Origin of the sequence: Curtobacterium sp. MCPF17_047, from assembly GCF_003234045.1 — a bacterium.
In the GTDB taxonomy this organism is placed as follows: domain Bacteria; phylum Actinomycetota; class Actinomycetes; order Actinomycetales; family Microbacteriaceae; genus Curtobacterium.
Map to the genome: position 1 here is coordinate 182,528 of NZ_QKSF01000002.1, position 14,969 is coordinate 197,496.

At 71.3% G+C, this 14,969-nt stretch carries 15 protein-coding genes; 3 read left to right on the forward strand and 12 right to left on the reverse strand.

Annotated features, from left to right (window positions below):
• Window positions 1-91: 91 nt before the first annotated feature.
• The 6 genes from mltG to DEJ33_RS03270 form a co-directional block, all read right to left on the reverse strand.
• Window positions 92-1,813 (reverse strand): endolytic transglycosylase MltG, encoded by a 1,722-nt coding sequence (gene mltG / locus DEJ33_RS03245; protein ID WP_111194264.1) that lies wholly within the window; start codon window positions 1,811-1,813, stop codon window positions 92-94.
• A gap of 71 nt (window positions 1,814-1,884) precedes the next feature.
• The gene (gene ruvX / locus DEJ33_RS03250) at window positions 1,885-2,334 is read right to left on the reverse strand and encodes a Holliday junction resolvase RuvX (RefSeq protein WP_111043763.1); all 450 of its coding nucleotides are present in this window, start codon (window positions 2,332-2,334) and stop codon (window positions 1,885-1,887) included.
• Between the two features lie 2 nt (window positions 2,335-2,336).
• Window positions 2,337-4,994 (reverse strand): alanine--tRNA ligase, encoded by a 2,658-nt coding sequence (gene alaS, locus DEJ33_RS03255; protein WP_111077234.1) that lies wholly within the window; start codon window positions 4,992-4,994, stop codon window positions 2,337-2,339.
• Window positions 4,995-5,091: 97 nt separating this feature from the next.
• Window positions 5,092-5,283 carry a hypothetical protein gene (locus DEJ33_RS03260; protein WP_111194265.1) on the reverse strand — a complete coding sequence of 64 codons (192 nt, stop codon included), beginning with the start codon at window positions 5,281-5,283 and terminating at the stop codon, window positions 5,092-5,094.
• Between the two features lie 114 nt (window positions 5,284-5,397).
• Entirely contained in the window at window positions 5,398-6,027 is a 630-nt protein-coding gene (gene rpsD / locus DEJ33_RS03265; RefSeq protein WP_110902175.1) for a 30S ribosomal protein S4, read from the reverse strand.
• 275 nt (window positions 6,028-6,302) lie between these two features.
• Window positions 6,303-7,685: a replication-associated recombination protein A gene (locus DEJ33_RS03270; protein WP_375334686.1), complete on the reverse strand. Its 1,383-nt coding sequence runs from the start codon at window positions 7,683-7,685 to the stop codon at window positions 6,303-6,305.
• Between the two features lie 90 nt (window positions 7,686-7,775).
• Between DEJ33_RS03270 and DEJ33_RS03275 the strand changes: the two genes are divergently transcribed.
• Complete coding sequence (locus DEJ33_RS03275) at window positions 7,776-8,585, forward strand: peptidylprolyl isomerase (protein WP_111077362.1); 810 nt, start codon at window positions 7,776-7,778, stop codon at window positions 8,583-8,585.
• Between the two features lie 113 nt (window positions 8,586-8,698).
• Window positions 8,699-9,931, forward strand: a complete 1,233-nt coding sequence (locus DEJ33_RS03280) for a DUF349 domain-containing protein (protein WP_111077237.1) — start codon at window positions 8,699-8,701, stop codon at window positions 9,929-9,931.
• A gap of 126 nt (window positions 9,932-10,057) precedes the next feature.
• Here DEJ33_RS03280 and DEJ33_RS03285 read toward each other — a convergent pair whose 3' ends face one another.
• The 5 genes from DEJ33_RS03285 to DEJ33_RS03305 form a co-directional block, all read right to left on the reverse strand.
• Window positions 10,058-11,020, reverse strand: a complete 963-nt coding sequence (locus DEJ33_RS03285) for a bifunctional riboflavin kinase/FAD synthetase (RefSeq protein ID WP_110902172.1) — start codon at window positions 11,018-11,020, stop codon at window positions 10,058-10,060.
• A 17-nt stretch (window positions 11,021-11,037) separates the two neighbouring features.
• Complete coding sequence (locus tag DEJ33_RS03290; RefSeq protein ID WP_111077238.1) at window positions 11,038-11,502, reverse strand: hypothetical protein; 465 nt, start codon at window positions 11,500-11,502, stop codon at window positions 11,038-11,040.
• 92 nt (window positions 11,503-11,594) lie between these two features.
• Window positions 11,595-11,960, reverse strand: a complete 366-nt coding sequence (locus DEJ33_RS03295) for a hypothetical protein (protein ID WP_111077239.1) — start codon at window positions 11,958-11,960, stop codon at window positions 11,595-11,597.
• A complete protein-coding gene (truB, locus tag DEJ33_RS03300) occupies window positions 11,957-12,898 on the reverse strand; it encodes a tRNA pseudouridine(55) synthase TruB (protein ID WP_111077240.1) in 942 nt (313 codons plus the stop codon). Before truB ends, DEJ33_RS03295 begins: the two co-directional genes overlap by 4 nt.
• A gap of 38 nt (window positions 12,899-12,936) precedes the next feature.
• On the reverse strand, window positions 12,937-13,383 hold the full coding sequence (locus tag DEJ33_RS03305) for a hypothetical protein (RefSeq protein WP_111077241.1): 447 nt from the start codon (window positions 13,381-13,383) through the stop codon (window positions 12,937-12,939).
• A gap of 52 nt (window positions 13,384-13,435) precedes the next feature.
• Between DEJ33_RS03305 and DEJ33_RS03310 the strand changes: the two genes are divergently transcribed.
• On the forward strand, window positions 13,436-14,335 hold the full coding sequence (locus DEJ33_RS03310; protein WP_375334687.1) for an A/G-specific adenine glycosylase: 900 nt from the start codon (window positions 13,436-13,438) through the stop codon (window positions 14,333-14,335).
• Between the two features lie 151 nt (window positions 14,336-14,486).
• Here DEJ33_RS03310 and rbfA read toward each other — a convergent pair whose 3' ends face one another.
• Window positions 14,487-14,969 carry a 30S ribosome-binding factor RbfA gene (gene rbfA, locus DEJ33_RS03315; RefSeq protein ID WP_111194266.1) on the reverse strand — a complete coding sequence of 161 codons (483 nt, stop codon included), beginning with the start codon at window positions 14,967-14,969 and terminating at the stop codon, window positions 14,487-14,489.

Consider the following 14,969-nt stretch of genomic DNA (forward strand, 5'->3'; position numbering starts at 1 on the left):
CATCCTCCCACAGCGACGGGCGGCGGCCGGTGTACCGCGAGGTGCACCGACCGCCGCCCGTCGCGCGAGGTCCTGCTGGGGGTCCGACCGACTACTGGTAGGCGGGGTGGGCGCGCAGCCAGGCCTGGAACCGCTGCACGGCCTGCTCGTGCTGCGCGAGCGTGTCCGAGAACACGGTCTCACCGCTCTCGAGGTCGACCGTCACGAAGTAGTGCCAGTTGCCGGTCGCCATCTTCGTCACCGCGTTGATGGCGAGGTCGCCCGGGTTGGAGATCGGTGCGGGCGGCAGCCCCTCGTGCTGGTAGGTGTTGTACGGGTTGGACCCGTCCGCACGTTCGGCGTCCGTCGTCGTCACACGGTGCGTGTTGCCCGTGCCGTACGCCACCGTCGCGTCGGACTGCAGGAGCATGCCGTCGTCGAGTCGGTTCTGGAAGACCCGCGCGACCTTCGGGTAGTCGGCTGCGAGGCCGGCTTCCTTCTGCACGAGCGACGCGAACACGACGACGCGCTCCTGATCGGCGGCGGCGACACCGGCGGTCTCCAGGTGCTGCTTCATGGTGTCGACCATGGTCTGGAAGTACTGCTGCGCCGTCCACTTCGGGTTGATCGGGTAGGTGGCCGGGAACAGCCAGCCCTCGAGCGTGGTCACACCGGACGGCAGGCCGTACGCGGAGACGTCCTTCGCTGCAGCCTCGACGTCGGCCTTGCTCAGCCCGGCCTTCGAGACCATGCCGGCCTCGATGTCCTGCAGCGCCGTGCCCTCGGGGATCACGATCGACGGGTCCTCGACCCGGTTGGCCTTGTCCTGCAGCGCCGTCAGCGCCGCCTTCGAGCTCATCTTCTTCTTCAGCGAGTACGAGCCGGGCTGGAACTGCACGTTCGGCGACGAGAGCAGGAGCTGGTAGAAGACCTTCGAGGTCTTCACCACGCCGCTCCGCTGCAGCGTCGCGGCGACGTCCTCGCCGATGTCACCGTCCTTGATCGTGATCGTCACCTTCGAGGTGCCGTCGCCGGTGTAGTCGTCGCTCTCCTGCGACCCCGAGATCGCGCTGGCGATGGCCTGGATCTTCGGCGCCGCGAAGTTGTAGGCGACCGCACCGCCGGCGACCACGATCGCCACGATGACGATCCCGGCGATGAGAGGCCCCTTGCGGCGCGGCGGACGCTCGTCGCGCGGCGGTCGGGAGGCTCCCCCACGTCCGCCACGTCGCCCGCCACCGTCGCCACCGAGGCCACTCCCGCCGCCGGTGTCACCGGCACCACTCGTGCTCGCCGGGGCGTCGCCGTCCACGGGGTCGCCGTCCGGGCCGTCGCCGACCCGCTCGGTGCCGTCCGGGAGAGGCGTTCCGCCGCCGACGCCCTGCCAGGTGCCGCGTCGTCGGGGCTGCTGCCCGTGGTCGTCGTCGAGGTCGTCGGCCGGGCCACCGTCGGCCGGGCCGCCGTCGGCCGGTGCCGCGGTGCCGGGGACCGGACCGCTGTGCAGCGAGCCGCCGAGGAGGGCGTGCACGTCGGGGTGGACGTCGTCGCCTGTGGGAGCGGCGCCGACGCCGGGACGGGGGGCGGGCCTCTCGGCAGCGTCGGGACGCTGGTCCCCGTCGTCGTCGGGTCGGGCGGCGGTCGGATCGACGGCGTCGTCGGCCGATGCCGCCGCTGCGGCTCGTGCACGCGCAGCACGGGCTTCCCGACGCGACAGCGGCGGGTCGTCCGTGGGCGTCTCGGTGGGTCCCTCGCCTCGGCGGGTCCCCGTGCGGTCACGGCGTTCGGCGTCGCTGCCGGTCGCGATGATCGCGTTCCAGTCCAGATCGTCTGCCAACGGTCCTCGGTCTCTCGGTCGGGAACCCCGCGCGGCTCCGGTCCGCTGGGGCGGGTCCGGGAGGGCAGCTGTCAGGGGAGTTCGGCCCCGGGTGGGGCGCCGGCTGCGCGCTCGTGGTCGAGCGCATGTTGCAGAATGATAACAGCGGCCGCTTGGTCGATCACGGCCCGCGACTTCTTCGTGTTCTTCCCCGCCTGGTGGAGCCCGCGCTGCGCCGTGACCGTCGAGAGTCGCTCATCGACGAGCCGGACCGGCCGGTGCGCCGCGATCCGGGCGGCGAAGTCCCGGGCGTCGGTCGTGGAGGGGGTGTCCCCACCGGACATCGAGAGCGGGAGCCCGACGACGATCTCGAGGACGTCGTACTCCTCCGCGATCGCCAGGATCCGCCGGAGGTCGGCCGAGTCGTCCCGACGGACGGTCTCGACCGGGGTGGCGAGGAGCCCGTCGCGGTCGCACACCGCCACCCCGATCCGGGCGCGGCCGACGTCGATGCCGAGCCGGCGCCCGGAGCGGACCGCCACCGTCAGGCCGCGATGCGGTCGGACACGGCGCGGAGGGCCGCGGGAAGCGCCGACGCGTCGGTGCCACCGCCCTGCGCGAGGTCCGGCTTGCCGCCGCCGCCACCGCCGAGGACACCGGCGGCCTCCTTGGCGAGCGGCCCCGCCTGGACACCGGCGGAACGGGCGGCGTCGTTGGTCGCGACGATGACGACCGGCTTGCCGCCGACGACTGCACCGAGCACGACCACGGCGGCGTCGGAGCCGAGCTGGCCCCGGACACCGGTGGCGAGGGCACGGAGGTCGTCGCCGGAGGACAGCCCGTCGACCACCTGTGCGACGAGCGCCACGGCACCCACGCGCTCGGCGGTCCGGGCGATCGCCGGCACGCGCTGCTGCAGGTTCGCCGACTCGAACTCGGCGATGCGCTTCTGGGCCGTCTTCAGGTCCTCGAGCAGCGACTGCACACGGCCCGGGAGGTCGTCACGCGGCGCCTTGAGTGCGCTCGAGAGCTGGGACACGATGGTCCGCTCGACGGCGAGCTCGCGGAAGCCCTCGAGGCCGACGAGCGCCTCGACACGGCGGTTGGTCGACCCGACGCTGGACTCGCCGACGAGGTTGACGAGGCCGACCTGGGCGCTGGAGGCAACGTGGATGCCACCGCAGAGTTCACGGGACCAGGGGCCGCCGATGTCGACCATGCGGACCTCGGCACCGTACTTCTCGCCGAACAGCGCCTGGGCCCCGAGGGCCTTGGCGTCGTCGATCGGCAGGATGCGCGTGGAGACCTCGAGGTCGGAGCGGATCGCGGTGTTCACGACCTCCTCGATCTCGGAGCGGGTCTCGAGCGACACCGGCTGGCTCCACGAGAAGTCGAGGCGCATGTAGCCGGCCTTGTTGTACGAGCCGGCCTGCAGTGCCTCGGGGCCGAGGACGTCGCGGAGCGCCGCGTTCACCAGGTGCGTGGCCGAGTGGGCCTGGGTCGCACCACGGCGGTACTCGGCGTCGACCAGGGTCGTCGCCGGGTCACCGACACCGACCTCGCCGGAGCGCACCTGGACGGTGTGGCTCCAGAGGCCGGGCACCGGACGCTGCACGTCGAGCACCTCGAGGTCGAAGCCGTTGCCGACGATCGCCCCCTGGTCGGCGTCCTGGCCACCGGACTCGGCGTAGAGCGAGGTCTCGCCGAGGATGACCTCGGCGATGTCGCCGACGACCGCGCGGTCGACGCTCCGGCCGTCGACGATGAGGCCGAGGACCCGGCTCTCGGCCTGCAGGGCGTCGTAGCCGAGGAAGACGGTCTCCCCCGCGGCACGGAACGCGCTGTAGACGCTGAGGTCGGCGAGGGCGGTCTTCTTGCTCTTCGCATCGGCCTTGGCACGCGAGCGCTGCTCCGACATGAGCGTCTCGAACGCGGAACGGTCGACGTGGACGCCCGCCTCCTCGGCCATCTCCATGGTCAGGTCGATCGGGAAGCCGAACGTGTCGTGCAGCAGGAAGGCGGTGTCCCCGCCGATCGACGGACGGCCGTCCTGCTTGGCGCGGTCGACGGCGACGTCGAGGATCGTCGTGCCCTGCGCGAGCGTGCGGAGGAACGTCTCCTCTTCCGCGTAGGCGATCCTGGCGATGCGGTCGTACTGCTCGCCGACCTCGGGGTAGGCGTCGCGCATGGCGTCGCGCGACGCCGGGAACAGCTGGGGGAAGGTCGCACCCTCGACCCCGAGCAGCCGCATCGCGCGCACGGTGCGACGGAGCAGGCGACGGAGGATGTAGCCACGACCCTCGTTGGACGGTGAGACACCGTCGGTGATGAGCATGAGCGCCGAACGGACGTGGTCCGCGATGACGCGCATCCGGACGTCGTCCTCGTGGTCGGCACCGTAGCGGCGGCCCGAGACCTCGGCCGCCTTGTCGAGGACCGGGCGGACCTGGTCGATCTCGTACATGTTGTCGACGCCCTGCTTGATGAAGGCGACGCGCTCGAGCCCCATGCCGGTGTCGATGTTCTTGTTCGGCAGCTCGCCGGTGATCTCGAAGTCGTACTTCGACCGCACGTCGGCGATCTGGTACTGCATGAACACCAGGTTCCAGATCTCGACGTAGCGGTCGTCGTCGGTCGCGGGACCGCCGTCGACGCCGTACGCCGGGCCACGGTCGAAGAAGATCTCCGAGCAGGGGCCGGCCGGACCGGGCTGCCCCGTCGACCAGTAGTTCGTGTCCTTGCCGAGGCGCTGGATGCGGTCGTCCGGCAGCGTCGAGTGCCGCTTCCAGAAGTCGATCGCCTCGTCGTCCTCTTCGTAGACGGTGACCCAGAGGTCGTCCGCCGAGAAGCCGAGCCCGCCGTCGGACTCCGGGTCGGTCAGGAACTCCCAGGCGTACTGGATCGCCTGCTCCTTGAAGTAGTCGCCGAACGAGAAGTTGCCGTTCATCTGGAAGAACGTGCCGTGCCGCGGGGTCTTGCCGACCTCTTCGATGTCGTTGGTGCGGATGCACTTCTGGACGCTCGTGGCGCGGGGGTACGGCGCCGGGATGAGCCCGGTCAGGTACGGGATGAACGGCACCATGCCGGCCACCGTGAACAGCAGCGACGGGTCGTCCGAGACGAGCGACGCGGACGGGACGACGGTGTGGCCGCGGTCACCGAAGAACTGGAGCCAACGACGGCGGATCTCTGCGGTCTGCATGGTGCTTCCTGTAGGGCGTGTGGCGGGGACGGGAGGCTCGGAGCGAGTCAGGTGGGACGGTGCGGCAGGCGGACCCAGCGTCCGGAACGGGGCTGCGTCAGTCCGTGTGGGCGGTCGGGCGCAGCTCGGCTCCGCGTGAGCGGTACCCCTCGGCCACCGCGCCCGTGAAGGCCTTCGCGCGGGCGTCGACCTGGGCGAGGAGGTGTGCGGCGGACGGCGTCCGGCTGACGCGCTGCGCGGCGACGAAACCGATCACCACGCCGACGGCGACGAAGAACAGCTGCTTCACGATGCCTCCCTCTCGGGCACGCCGGGGCGTGCGTCCGACAAGCGTAGCGCGGGCACGAAGAACGGCGGGCCGCCCTCCGAGGAGGACGACCCGCCGTTCACACAGGCGCTGGGATCAGCGGGCTGCGTAGTACTCGACGACGAGCTGCACTTCGCAGGTCACGGGGACCTCGGCGCGCTTCGGGCGACGGACCAGGCGGGCCTGGAGCTTGTCGATCTCGACCTCGAGGTAGCCCGGGACCTTCGGGAGGACTTCCTGGTGGCCACCGGCAGCGGCGACCTGGAAGGGCTCGAGCGACTCGGAGCGCTGCTTGACGTGGATCAGCTGGCCCTCCTTGACGCGGAAGGAGGGGCGGTCGACGAGCTTGCCGTCGACCAGGATGTGGCGGTGCACGATCAGCTGGCGGGCCTGCGAGGTCGTGCGGGCGAAGCCGGCGCGGAGCACGAGGGCGTCCAGACGCGTCTCGAGGGTCTCGACGAGGTTCTCACCGGTCAGACCGGCCGCCTTGCGGGACTCTTCGAAGACGATGCGGAGCTGCTTCTCGCGGATGCCGTACTGGGCGCGCAGACGCTGCTTCTCACGGAGGCGCACCGCGTAGTCGCTGTCCTGACGACGGCGGGTACGACCGTGCTCACCGGGGCCGTAGGGGCGCTTCTCGAGGTAACGGGCCGCCTTCGGCGTCAGCGGGATGCCGAGCGCGCGAGACAGGCGGGTCTTGCTGCGGGTGCGTGACTTGGTAGACACAGGGTCCTTTTCTCTGTACTGAACTGAAGGTGTCACGGGTCTCGGAGCGCACACGCGCCGACGGACCCCGTGACGGGATCCAGAGGGATGAGCCTGTGGGATCGGGCGGCTACAGCCCGAACCTCTGCCCCCGTGCCGGTCAGGTCCGTTCAGGACGTGTCCGACACTGTGTCCTCGACGCAGCCGCACGCGAGGACCAGGACGTAGGCCCGTCAACGATAGCAGCATCCGGTCCCGATGTGGCCCTCACGGCACCCGCGCGTCGCACCCGGGGGTCAGTCGCCGCGGATGATCCCGCGGAGCCGGTCGAGCCGCGGGCCGATCTCGCGCTCGAAGCCGTTGCCGGTCGGTGTGTAGTACTCGGTGCCGTCCAGGGCGTCGGGCAGGTACTGCTGCGTCGCGACCCCGTGCTCGGCGTCGTGCGAGTAGACGTACCCCTTGCCGTGTCCGAGCCGCTTCGCTCCGGCGTAGTGCGCGTCGCGGAGGTGGTTCGGCACGACACCCATCCGGCCGGCCTTGACGTCGGCGACGGCCTGGTTGACCCCGTTGTACGCCGCGTTCGACTTCGGCGCGGTCGCCAGGTAGACGACGGCCTCGGCGAGCGGGATCCGGCCTTCGGGCATGCCGATCAACTGCACGGCCTGTGCGGCTGCGACGGCGATCGGCAACGCCTGCGGATCCGCCATGCCGATGTCCTCGGACGCCGAGATGATGATCCGTCGGGCGATGAACCGCGGGTCCTCGCCGGCCTCGATCATCCGCGCCAGGTAGTGCAGCGCCGCGTCGACGTCACTCCCCCGCACCGACTTGATGAAGGCGCTGATCACGTCGTAGTGCTCGTCGCCCTGCCGGTCGTACCGGAGGAGTGCTCGGTCCACCGCCGCGGCGACCGTGTCGGCGTCGACGACCGGGGCGGTGCCGGCCGCACGCTCGTCGTCGTCCTGGGCCGCCACCGCGGACGCCGCCGCTGCCTCGAGCGCGGTGAGGGCCCGGCGGGCGTCACCGGAGGCCAGACGGACGATCGCGGCCCGCGCTTCGTCACCGAGGACCACCGCACCACGCAGGCCCCTGGCGTCCTCGACCGCGCGGTCGACCAGCATGCCGAGGTCGGCGTCGGTCAGCGGCTTGAGCGTGAGGAGCAGCGAGCGCGAGAGCAGCGGCGAGATGACCGAGAAGGACGGGTTCTCGGTCGTCGCGGCGATGAGGATCACCCAGCCGTTCTCGACCCCGGGCAGCAGGGCGTCCTGCTGCGCCTTGCTGAACCGGTGGATCTCGTCGAGGAACAGGACCGTCGTCGCCCCGTAGAGGTCCCGGTGCGTCAGGGCCTTCTCCATGACCTCCCGGACGTCCTTGACACCGGCGGTCACCGCGGACAGCTCGACGAACTCACGGCCGGACTGCCGGGCGATCGCCTGCGCCAGGGTCGTCTTGCCGGTGCCGGGCGGGCCCCACAGGATCACCGAGACGCCGCCGGGGCTCTCCCGCGAGCCGGTCGCCAGCTGCACGAGCGGCGATCCGCGTCCGAGGAGGTGCTGCTGACCGGCCACCTCGTCGAGACTGGTCGGGCGCATGCGGACGGCCAGCGGTACCGAACCCTGGGCCAACCCGGTCCGGCCACCCGTCGTGGGCGCGTTCATCCCCGACCGGTCAGTTGCCATGCGTCGATCGTAAGCGCCAGCACCGACGGGCCGGTGACGGGCGAACCGGTACGCTCGTCGGACACCGCGACGAGAGGTCAGAAGAGCACCGTGGCACCGAAGAACCAGAGCCGTGAAGCCCGCGAGCGACTCCGTCTCTACCAGGCCAGACAGGGCCTCCACGAGCGTCAGCGTCGACGTCGTGTCCGTGACAACGTCATCGGGGCCGGTGCCCTCGTCCTCGTCGCCGCCCTCGCCACCGGGTCACAGCTGGTGCACGCGTCGACGCGGGATGACGACCGCGCCTCCACTCCGGCCAGCGCGACCTCCACGGCCACCCCGACGGCGTCGGCCAGCGCGACCGCCGGCAACACCGGCGACGTGCCGAGCAAGCGCATCGCACAGGGCACGACGTGGACCGGCACGCTCACGCTGAACAAGGACATCCGCCTGGGCATCGAACTGGACGGGGCGAAGGCCCCGCAGGCCGCGAGCGTCGAGATCGACCTCATCCGCAAGCAGTTCTACGAGGGCACGAAGTGCCACCGCCTGGCCGACAGCACCGGCTTCCACTTCCTGCAGTGCGGATCGGCGAACGGCGACGGCACGGGCGACGCCGGGTTCCAGTACGGACCGCTCGAGAACGTGCCGAGCGACGGCACCTACGCGAAGGGCACGATCGCCATCGCTCGCGGCGCGACCCCCGCGTCCCAGACGACGCAGTTCTTCATCGTGACGGACGACACCACGCTCGACCCGTCGACGGGCGGCTACACGGTGGTCGGCAAGGTGACCAGCGGGCTGTCGGACCTCGTGTCGAAGGTGACGTCGAAGGGCATCGCCGACGCGGGTTCCGACGGGTCCGGTGAGCCGAAGGTGGCCACCGAGATCACCGGCGCGACCATCGCGGAGCAGAAGTAGTCCACAGCGAAAGCGCACACGCCCGTCGTACGGCGCGGCGGTGCAATAGGCTGACGACCTGACCGTGCCGACGGTGACGTCGGTGATGCACGACCACGATCGAGGCGAGACCTGTGGCATCTGACGAAGCAACGACCTGGGGCCGGGTTGACGAGAACGGGACGGTCTACGTCCGGTACGAGGACTCGGAGCGGGTCGTGGGTGAGTACCCCGACGCCTCCGCGGAAGAGGCGCTGGCCTACTTCGCCCGCAAGTACGCGGACCTCGAAGGCCAGGTGAAGATCGCGGAACAGCGCGTCAAGGGCGGCGCGTCCGCCAACGACGTCGCCCGCACCGTCGAGCACCTGCGCAGCCTGGTGGCCGAAGCCCGCGTCGTCGGCGACATCAAGTCGCTCGAGGACCGCATCGGCGCCCTGACCGACCAGGTGGGCTCGCTCACCAAGGAGCAGGCCGCCCAGGCGCAGGCCGCCCTGACCGAGGCGCTGGCCCACCGCACCGCCCTGGTGGAAGAGGCCGAGGCACTCGCCGCGGTGGACCCCGCCCGTGCGCAGTGGAAGCAGGTGACCGCGCAGCTCGACGACGTGTTCGCCCGGTGGCAGCAGCACCAACACGACGGGCCCCGGATCCCGAAGAACGACGCGAACGACCTCTGGAAGCGGTTCCGCACCGCCCGCTCCACGGTCGACCAGCACCGTCGAGCCTTCTACTCGGAGCTCGACTCGCAGCACCGTGACGCCCGGGCGCGCAAGCAGGAGCTGGTCCAGCAGGCCGAGGCGCTTGCTCCCCGCGGTTCCGACGCCATCCCGGCCTACCGGGAGCTGCTCGACGAGTGGAAGAACGCCGGCCGCGCCGGCAAACGCCACGACGACACGCTCTGGGCACGCTTCAAGGCAGCCGGCGACGTCCTCTTCGAACAGCGCCATGCCGAGAACACGGCCGAGAACGAGGAGTACTCGGCCAACCTCGAGGCGAAGCTGGCACTCCTGACCGAGGCCGAGCCGATCCTGCAGATCACGGACCGGGTCGCCGCGCGCAAGGCCCTCACCGACGTGCAGCGCCGCTGGGACGAGATCGGACGGGTCCCCCGCGCCGACGTCCGTCGCGTCGAGGACCGCATCCGTGCGGTCGAGGACCACGTGCGCAGCCTCGAGGACACCCACTGGAAGCAGTCCGACCCGGAGCGCAAGGCCCGTCAGACGGGTCTGGCCAGCCAGCTCGAGGACGCGATCGCCAAACTGCAGTCGGAGCTCGCCGACGCGCAGGCGACCGGCGACGCCCGCAAGATCAAGGACGCGCAGGAAGCGCTCGACGCCCGCAAGATCTGGCTCGACGCGCTCGGCGGCTGAGCACGAGCTGCACCGACGAACGCCCCGCGACCAGATCGGTCGCGGGGCGTTCGCGTTGCGCTCGTGTGGATCGGACCGAGCAGACCAGGCGCTGACGATCAGGCGCGGACGATCACGCGCGGACGATCAGGCGGAGACGGGCATCCCGAGGAGCAGTCGGATGTCCAGGTCGTCCTGTCGCATCTGGGCGGCGAGTTCGTCCATGCCGCGGAAGGCGACCATGCCCCGGACGTAGGCGACGAACAGCACCGAGATCGTCTCGTCGTACAGGTCGAGGTCGACGTCGAGCAGGTGGGCTTCGATCTGCTTCGCCGGGACTCCCTCGAACGTCGGGTTGTTGCCGACCGAGACCGCGGCCGGGTACGTCACACCGTCGTGCAGCACCCGGGCGGCGTAGACGCCGTCAGCGGGCACGAAGCCCTCGCAGGCCGGCGCGAGGTTCGCCGTCGGGTACCCCATCGCGCGGCCGCGCTGGTTGCCGTGCACGACGACGCTCCGGACGGCGTGCTCACGACCGAGCAGACGAGCGGCCTCGGCGACCCGACCGACGGACAGGAGTTCGCGGATCCAGGTCGACGACACGCGTCGCTCCCCCACCGACCGGACGTCGTCGGCCAGGTCCACGTCGTCGATGAGCTCGACCTGGAAGCCGTGCCGTTCGCCGAGCTGTCGGAGCAGGGTGACGTCCCCGGCACCGCGGGCACCGAACCGGAAGTCGCTGCCGACGAAGACGAGCTTCGCGTGCAGGGTGTCGACGAGGATCTCGGACACGAACGCCTCGGCCGGCTTCGCCTGGAGCGCCGAGTCGAACCGGAGCAGCAGCGTCGTGTCGACACCGACCGCGTCGAGGAGTTCGCGCCGCTGGGCCGTGCTGGTCAGTGCCGGCGGCACACGCAGCGGGTCGATGACGTTGAGGGGGTGCTGGTCGAACGTGACCACCGTCGAGACGAGACCGCGGGCCCGTGCGGCGTCCTCGAGATGGGCGATGACGGCGCGGTGGCCGACGTGGACACCGTCGAACTTGCCGATGGTGACCGCGCTCGGACCGAAGTCGTCGGGGACGTCGGCGACGTCGTCGTAGAAGTGCATGCGCAGGTCCTCCGTCCTCACTCTGCAGACGCCACGGACGCGGCGGCCCGGTGGTGCTTGCGGAGCCACCAGAGTCCGGCGATCGGCAGCACGAGCGGGGCGAATGCGTAGCCGAGGCCGTAGTACGACCAGATCGTGTCGTCCGGGAACAGCTGCCGATCGAGCAGTGAGAGCGTCCCGATCACGAGCACACCGGTCATCTCGAAGACGATCGTCACGCAGGCGACCCGGTACCAGGCGCGGCCCGGCACGATGAGGGCGACCATGGCGACGATGTACACGACGGCGGCGATGGCGCTGAGCGTGTACGAGAACGGCGCGAACGAGAACTTCTCCGCGATCTGCACGATGCTCCGGCCGGTCGCGGCCAGGGCGAGGATGCCGTAGACGGCGATCAGGACCCGTCCGACACCGCTCGCCAGGGTCGACGTGCGACGGCCCCGGGCCGGGCGGTCGGTTCCTGCGGAGGACTTGATCACCATTGCACCGATCCTACCGACCGTCGCAGCGTCCCGAGCACGGGGAGCGGGCCGCGGACGACGTCGCCGGGGACGTCCGGACAGGAGGGCCGGCGTCAGTTCAGCGCGAACCAGATCTGGTACATCCGGTACACCATCACCGCTGCGGTGAAGGCCCCGGCGCCGAGCACGACGGTGCTCCAGCGCGTCCGGTCGACGAGCGCCCAGACGATCGTCGCCGGCGGGACCAGGACCACCGACACCGCGTAGACCCAGAACTCGAGCACGTTGCCCTGCGGCGGGTTCCCGACCGCCGGGGCGACGAGCGAGACCACCAGCTGCGCGAGGAGCAGGAGTTCGACGAGCGCGAGCCCGCCGACGGTGTAGTCGTTCGGCTTCCGTCCGATCAGGCCGAGCACGACCGCGGCCAGCCCGATGACGCACGCGATGCCGAACTGCACCCACATGAACCACTCGATCACGTGTTCGCTCCTGTCGCGGTCGGGAAGTTCGTGATGACCCGGAGCTGTCCACGCCGGACGGCGACGAGGCCGACGAGCCGGTCGGCACCCGTGGCGATCGCCGCGACCGGGCCGTCGGTGTCGGGGTGGTCCGCAGTGATCCGCTTGCCGTCCCCGAGGTCCTTCGCCTGGGCGCCGTCGAGCTGCACGACCGGGAACAGGCGACGGGCGACGTCGGTCGGTCGGGCGAGGGCGGCGCGGACGTCGACGGCGTCGTCTTCGAGGTCGACGGCGTCCTCGACCGCGAACGGGCCGACGACGGTCCGACGGAGTGCGGTGAGGTGGGCGCCGGTGCCGAGGGCGGCGCCGACGTCGCGGGCGAGCGCACGGATGTACGTACCGGACGAGCACGAGACGACGACGTCGAGGTCGATCACGGCGACGTCGGCCCCGTCCACCGAGACGACCCGGTCGGCTCGGCCCCGCACGTCGAACCGGTCGACGGTCACACGTCGGGCCTTGAGCGTGACCGCCTCCCCCTTGCGGGCCAGGTCGTAGGCACGTCGACCGTCGACCTTGATCGCGCTGACCGTCGACGGCACCTGGTCGATCGGACCGCGGAGCGCCGCCACGGCAGCTTCGATCGCGTCGTCACTCACCGTGCCCGCGGGGGCACCGTGGGCCGTGATCGGGTCACCGTCGGCGTCGTCCGAATCGGTGCCGACACCGAGCCGGATGGTGGCCGTGTAGGTCTTGCCGAGGCCGACGAGATGCGTCAGGAGGCGTGTCGACGGACCGACGCCGAGGATCAGGAGCCCGGTCGCCATCGGGTCCAGGGTCCCGGCATGTCCGATCTTCTTGAGGTCCAGGCGTCGTCGGGCGATCGAGACCACGCGGTGGCTCGAGATGCCCTGCGGCTTGTCGACGAGGAGGATGCCGTCGGGCGGGGTCACGAGCACCGGACGAGACTAGCAGCGGCATCGCGGCACGGCGCCAGTCAGCAGGCGTCGTTCCACTCGCGTCGGGGGTGCTCCGGGTCCGTGACGTCGAGCACCGCGGAGGCGGCGATCTTCACGTCGGCCCGCCGCTCGAGCCGGCCGGTCTCCTGCTCGACCCACAGGGACCACCGCCACAGGGTGCGGGTGCTCGGCGCGAGGAGCCCGTGGCCGTGCACGACGAGCACGCCCTCACCGGCCCCGGTCGTGCGGAACGGGGTCACCAGGTCGTTCCGCAGCGTGTCCACGTCGGTGGACGGGGCAGCCGCAGCCATGGCCTGGACGCCGTGCTGCTCGAAGCCCGCGACGAGCGCCGCCGCGACGTGTTCGAGGTCGGTCCCGTCCTGCCCGTCGACGGCGATGACCGTCCGGTTCGTCCCGACCTGCGCGACCACCTCGCTCGCGATCGCGGCCATGGTGTCGATCTCCTGCGGTGCCCAGCGTGCCATGCCACCACCGTAGGCTGTCGTGGTGAACGTGGGCAGAGCCTCCAGTCCGTCCGTGGACGACGCGACGATCCACAGGGCTGCGGCGATCTCGTCCCCCTTGCTGGCCTGGTACCGCCGGGAGGCTCGTGACCTGCCCTGGCGTCGTGTCGGCTTCCCGGCCTGGGGCACCCTGGTCAGCGAGATCATGCTCCAGCAGACGCAGGTCGCGCGGGTCGTCCCCCGACTGGAGGCGTGGCTCACCCGGTGGCCGACCCCCGCGGACCTCGCGGCGTCGCCCCCGGCGGACGCGGTGCGTGCCTGGGACCGGCTCGGCTACCCGAGACGGGCCCTCGCCCTGCACGCGGCCGCGACGGTCATCGCCGAACGGCACGGCAACGTCGTCCCCCGTGACGTCGACGACCTCCTGGCCCTCCCCGGGATCGGGGACTACACCGCCCGGGCCGTCGCGGTCTTCGCGTACGGCGACCGGCACCCCGTCGTCGACGTCAACGTCCGGCGTGTCCTGGCACGTGCCGTCCTCGGCCAGGGCGAGCCCGGGCCGGCGAAGGCCAAGCAGGACCTGCCGCTGATGGAGGCGACCCTGCCGGCCGACCGCGACGACGCCGCGGCGACGAACGCGGCGGTGATGGAGCTCGGAGCACTCGTGTGCGTCGCGCGGTCCCCCGCCTGCGACGCCTGCCCGATCGCGGACCGCTGCGCCTGGCGAGCGGCCGGGTACCCGGAGCACGACGGACCGCGCGCGCCGAAGCAGTCCCGGTTCGCCGGGAGCGACCGACAGGTCCGCGGGATGATCATGGCCGAACTGCGGGCGAGCGACGTCCCCGTCACGCCGACGGAGATCGCGATGGTGTGGCCGGATGCCGGTCAGCGGGACCGGGCGCTCGCGTCCTTGCTGCGTGACGGACTCGCCGAGGGCGACGACCTCGAGGGCTACCGACTGCCGCGCGGCTGACCCCCTGGCGCCTCCGGCCTCGCACACGTGCGAGCACCTGCCACACCAGAGCGCCCGCCGCGCGCCAGTGCGCCTGCCACGCCAGAGCGCCTGCCACACGAGAACGCCCGCCACCGGGGTGGTGGCGGGCGCTCTCGTGGTCGATCGGGTGTCAGACGCGAGCGTCGGGCCCGGACGGCGCTGTGCCGTCCACGTCCTCGTCCCCGTCCTCGTCGTCGTCGTCGTGCTTGTACGGGTCGGCATCGCCGGCGTAGGTCGCACCGACCGCCGCCTGCTGGACCTGCAGGTCACGCATCTGGGCCTGCGCGAGCAGATCCTCGAGGTGCGCCGACGTGTCCGGCAGGGCGTCGGCGATGAACTCCAGCGACGGGGTGAGCCGCGCCGTGATGTTCTTGCCGACCTCGGTCCGGAGCATGCCGGTCGCGGCCTTCAGCGCCGCGGCGGAGTCCGCCCGCTCCTCGTCGGAGCCGTACACGGTGTAGAAGATCGACGCGTGCTGCAGGTCCCCCGTGACTCGAACGTCGGTGATCGTGACGAAGCCGAGCCGCGGGTCACGCAAGCCCTTGTCGAGTCGGCGGGCGACGACTTCCTTGATGCGGTCCGCCATCTTGCGGGCACGCTGCGGGTCAGCCAT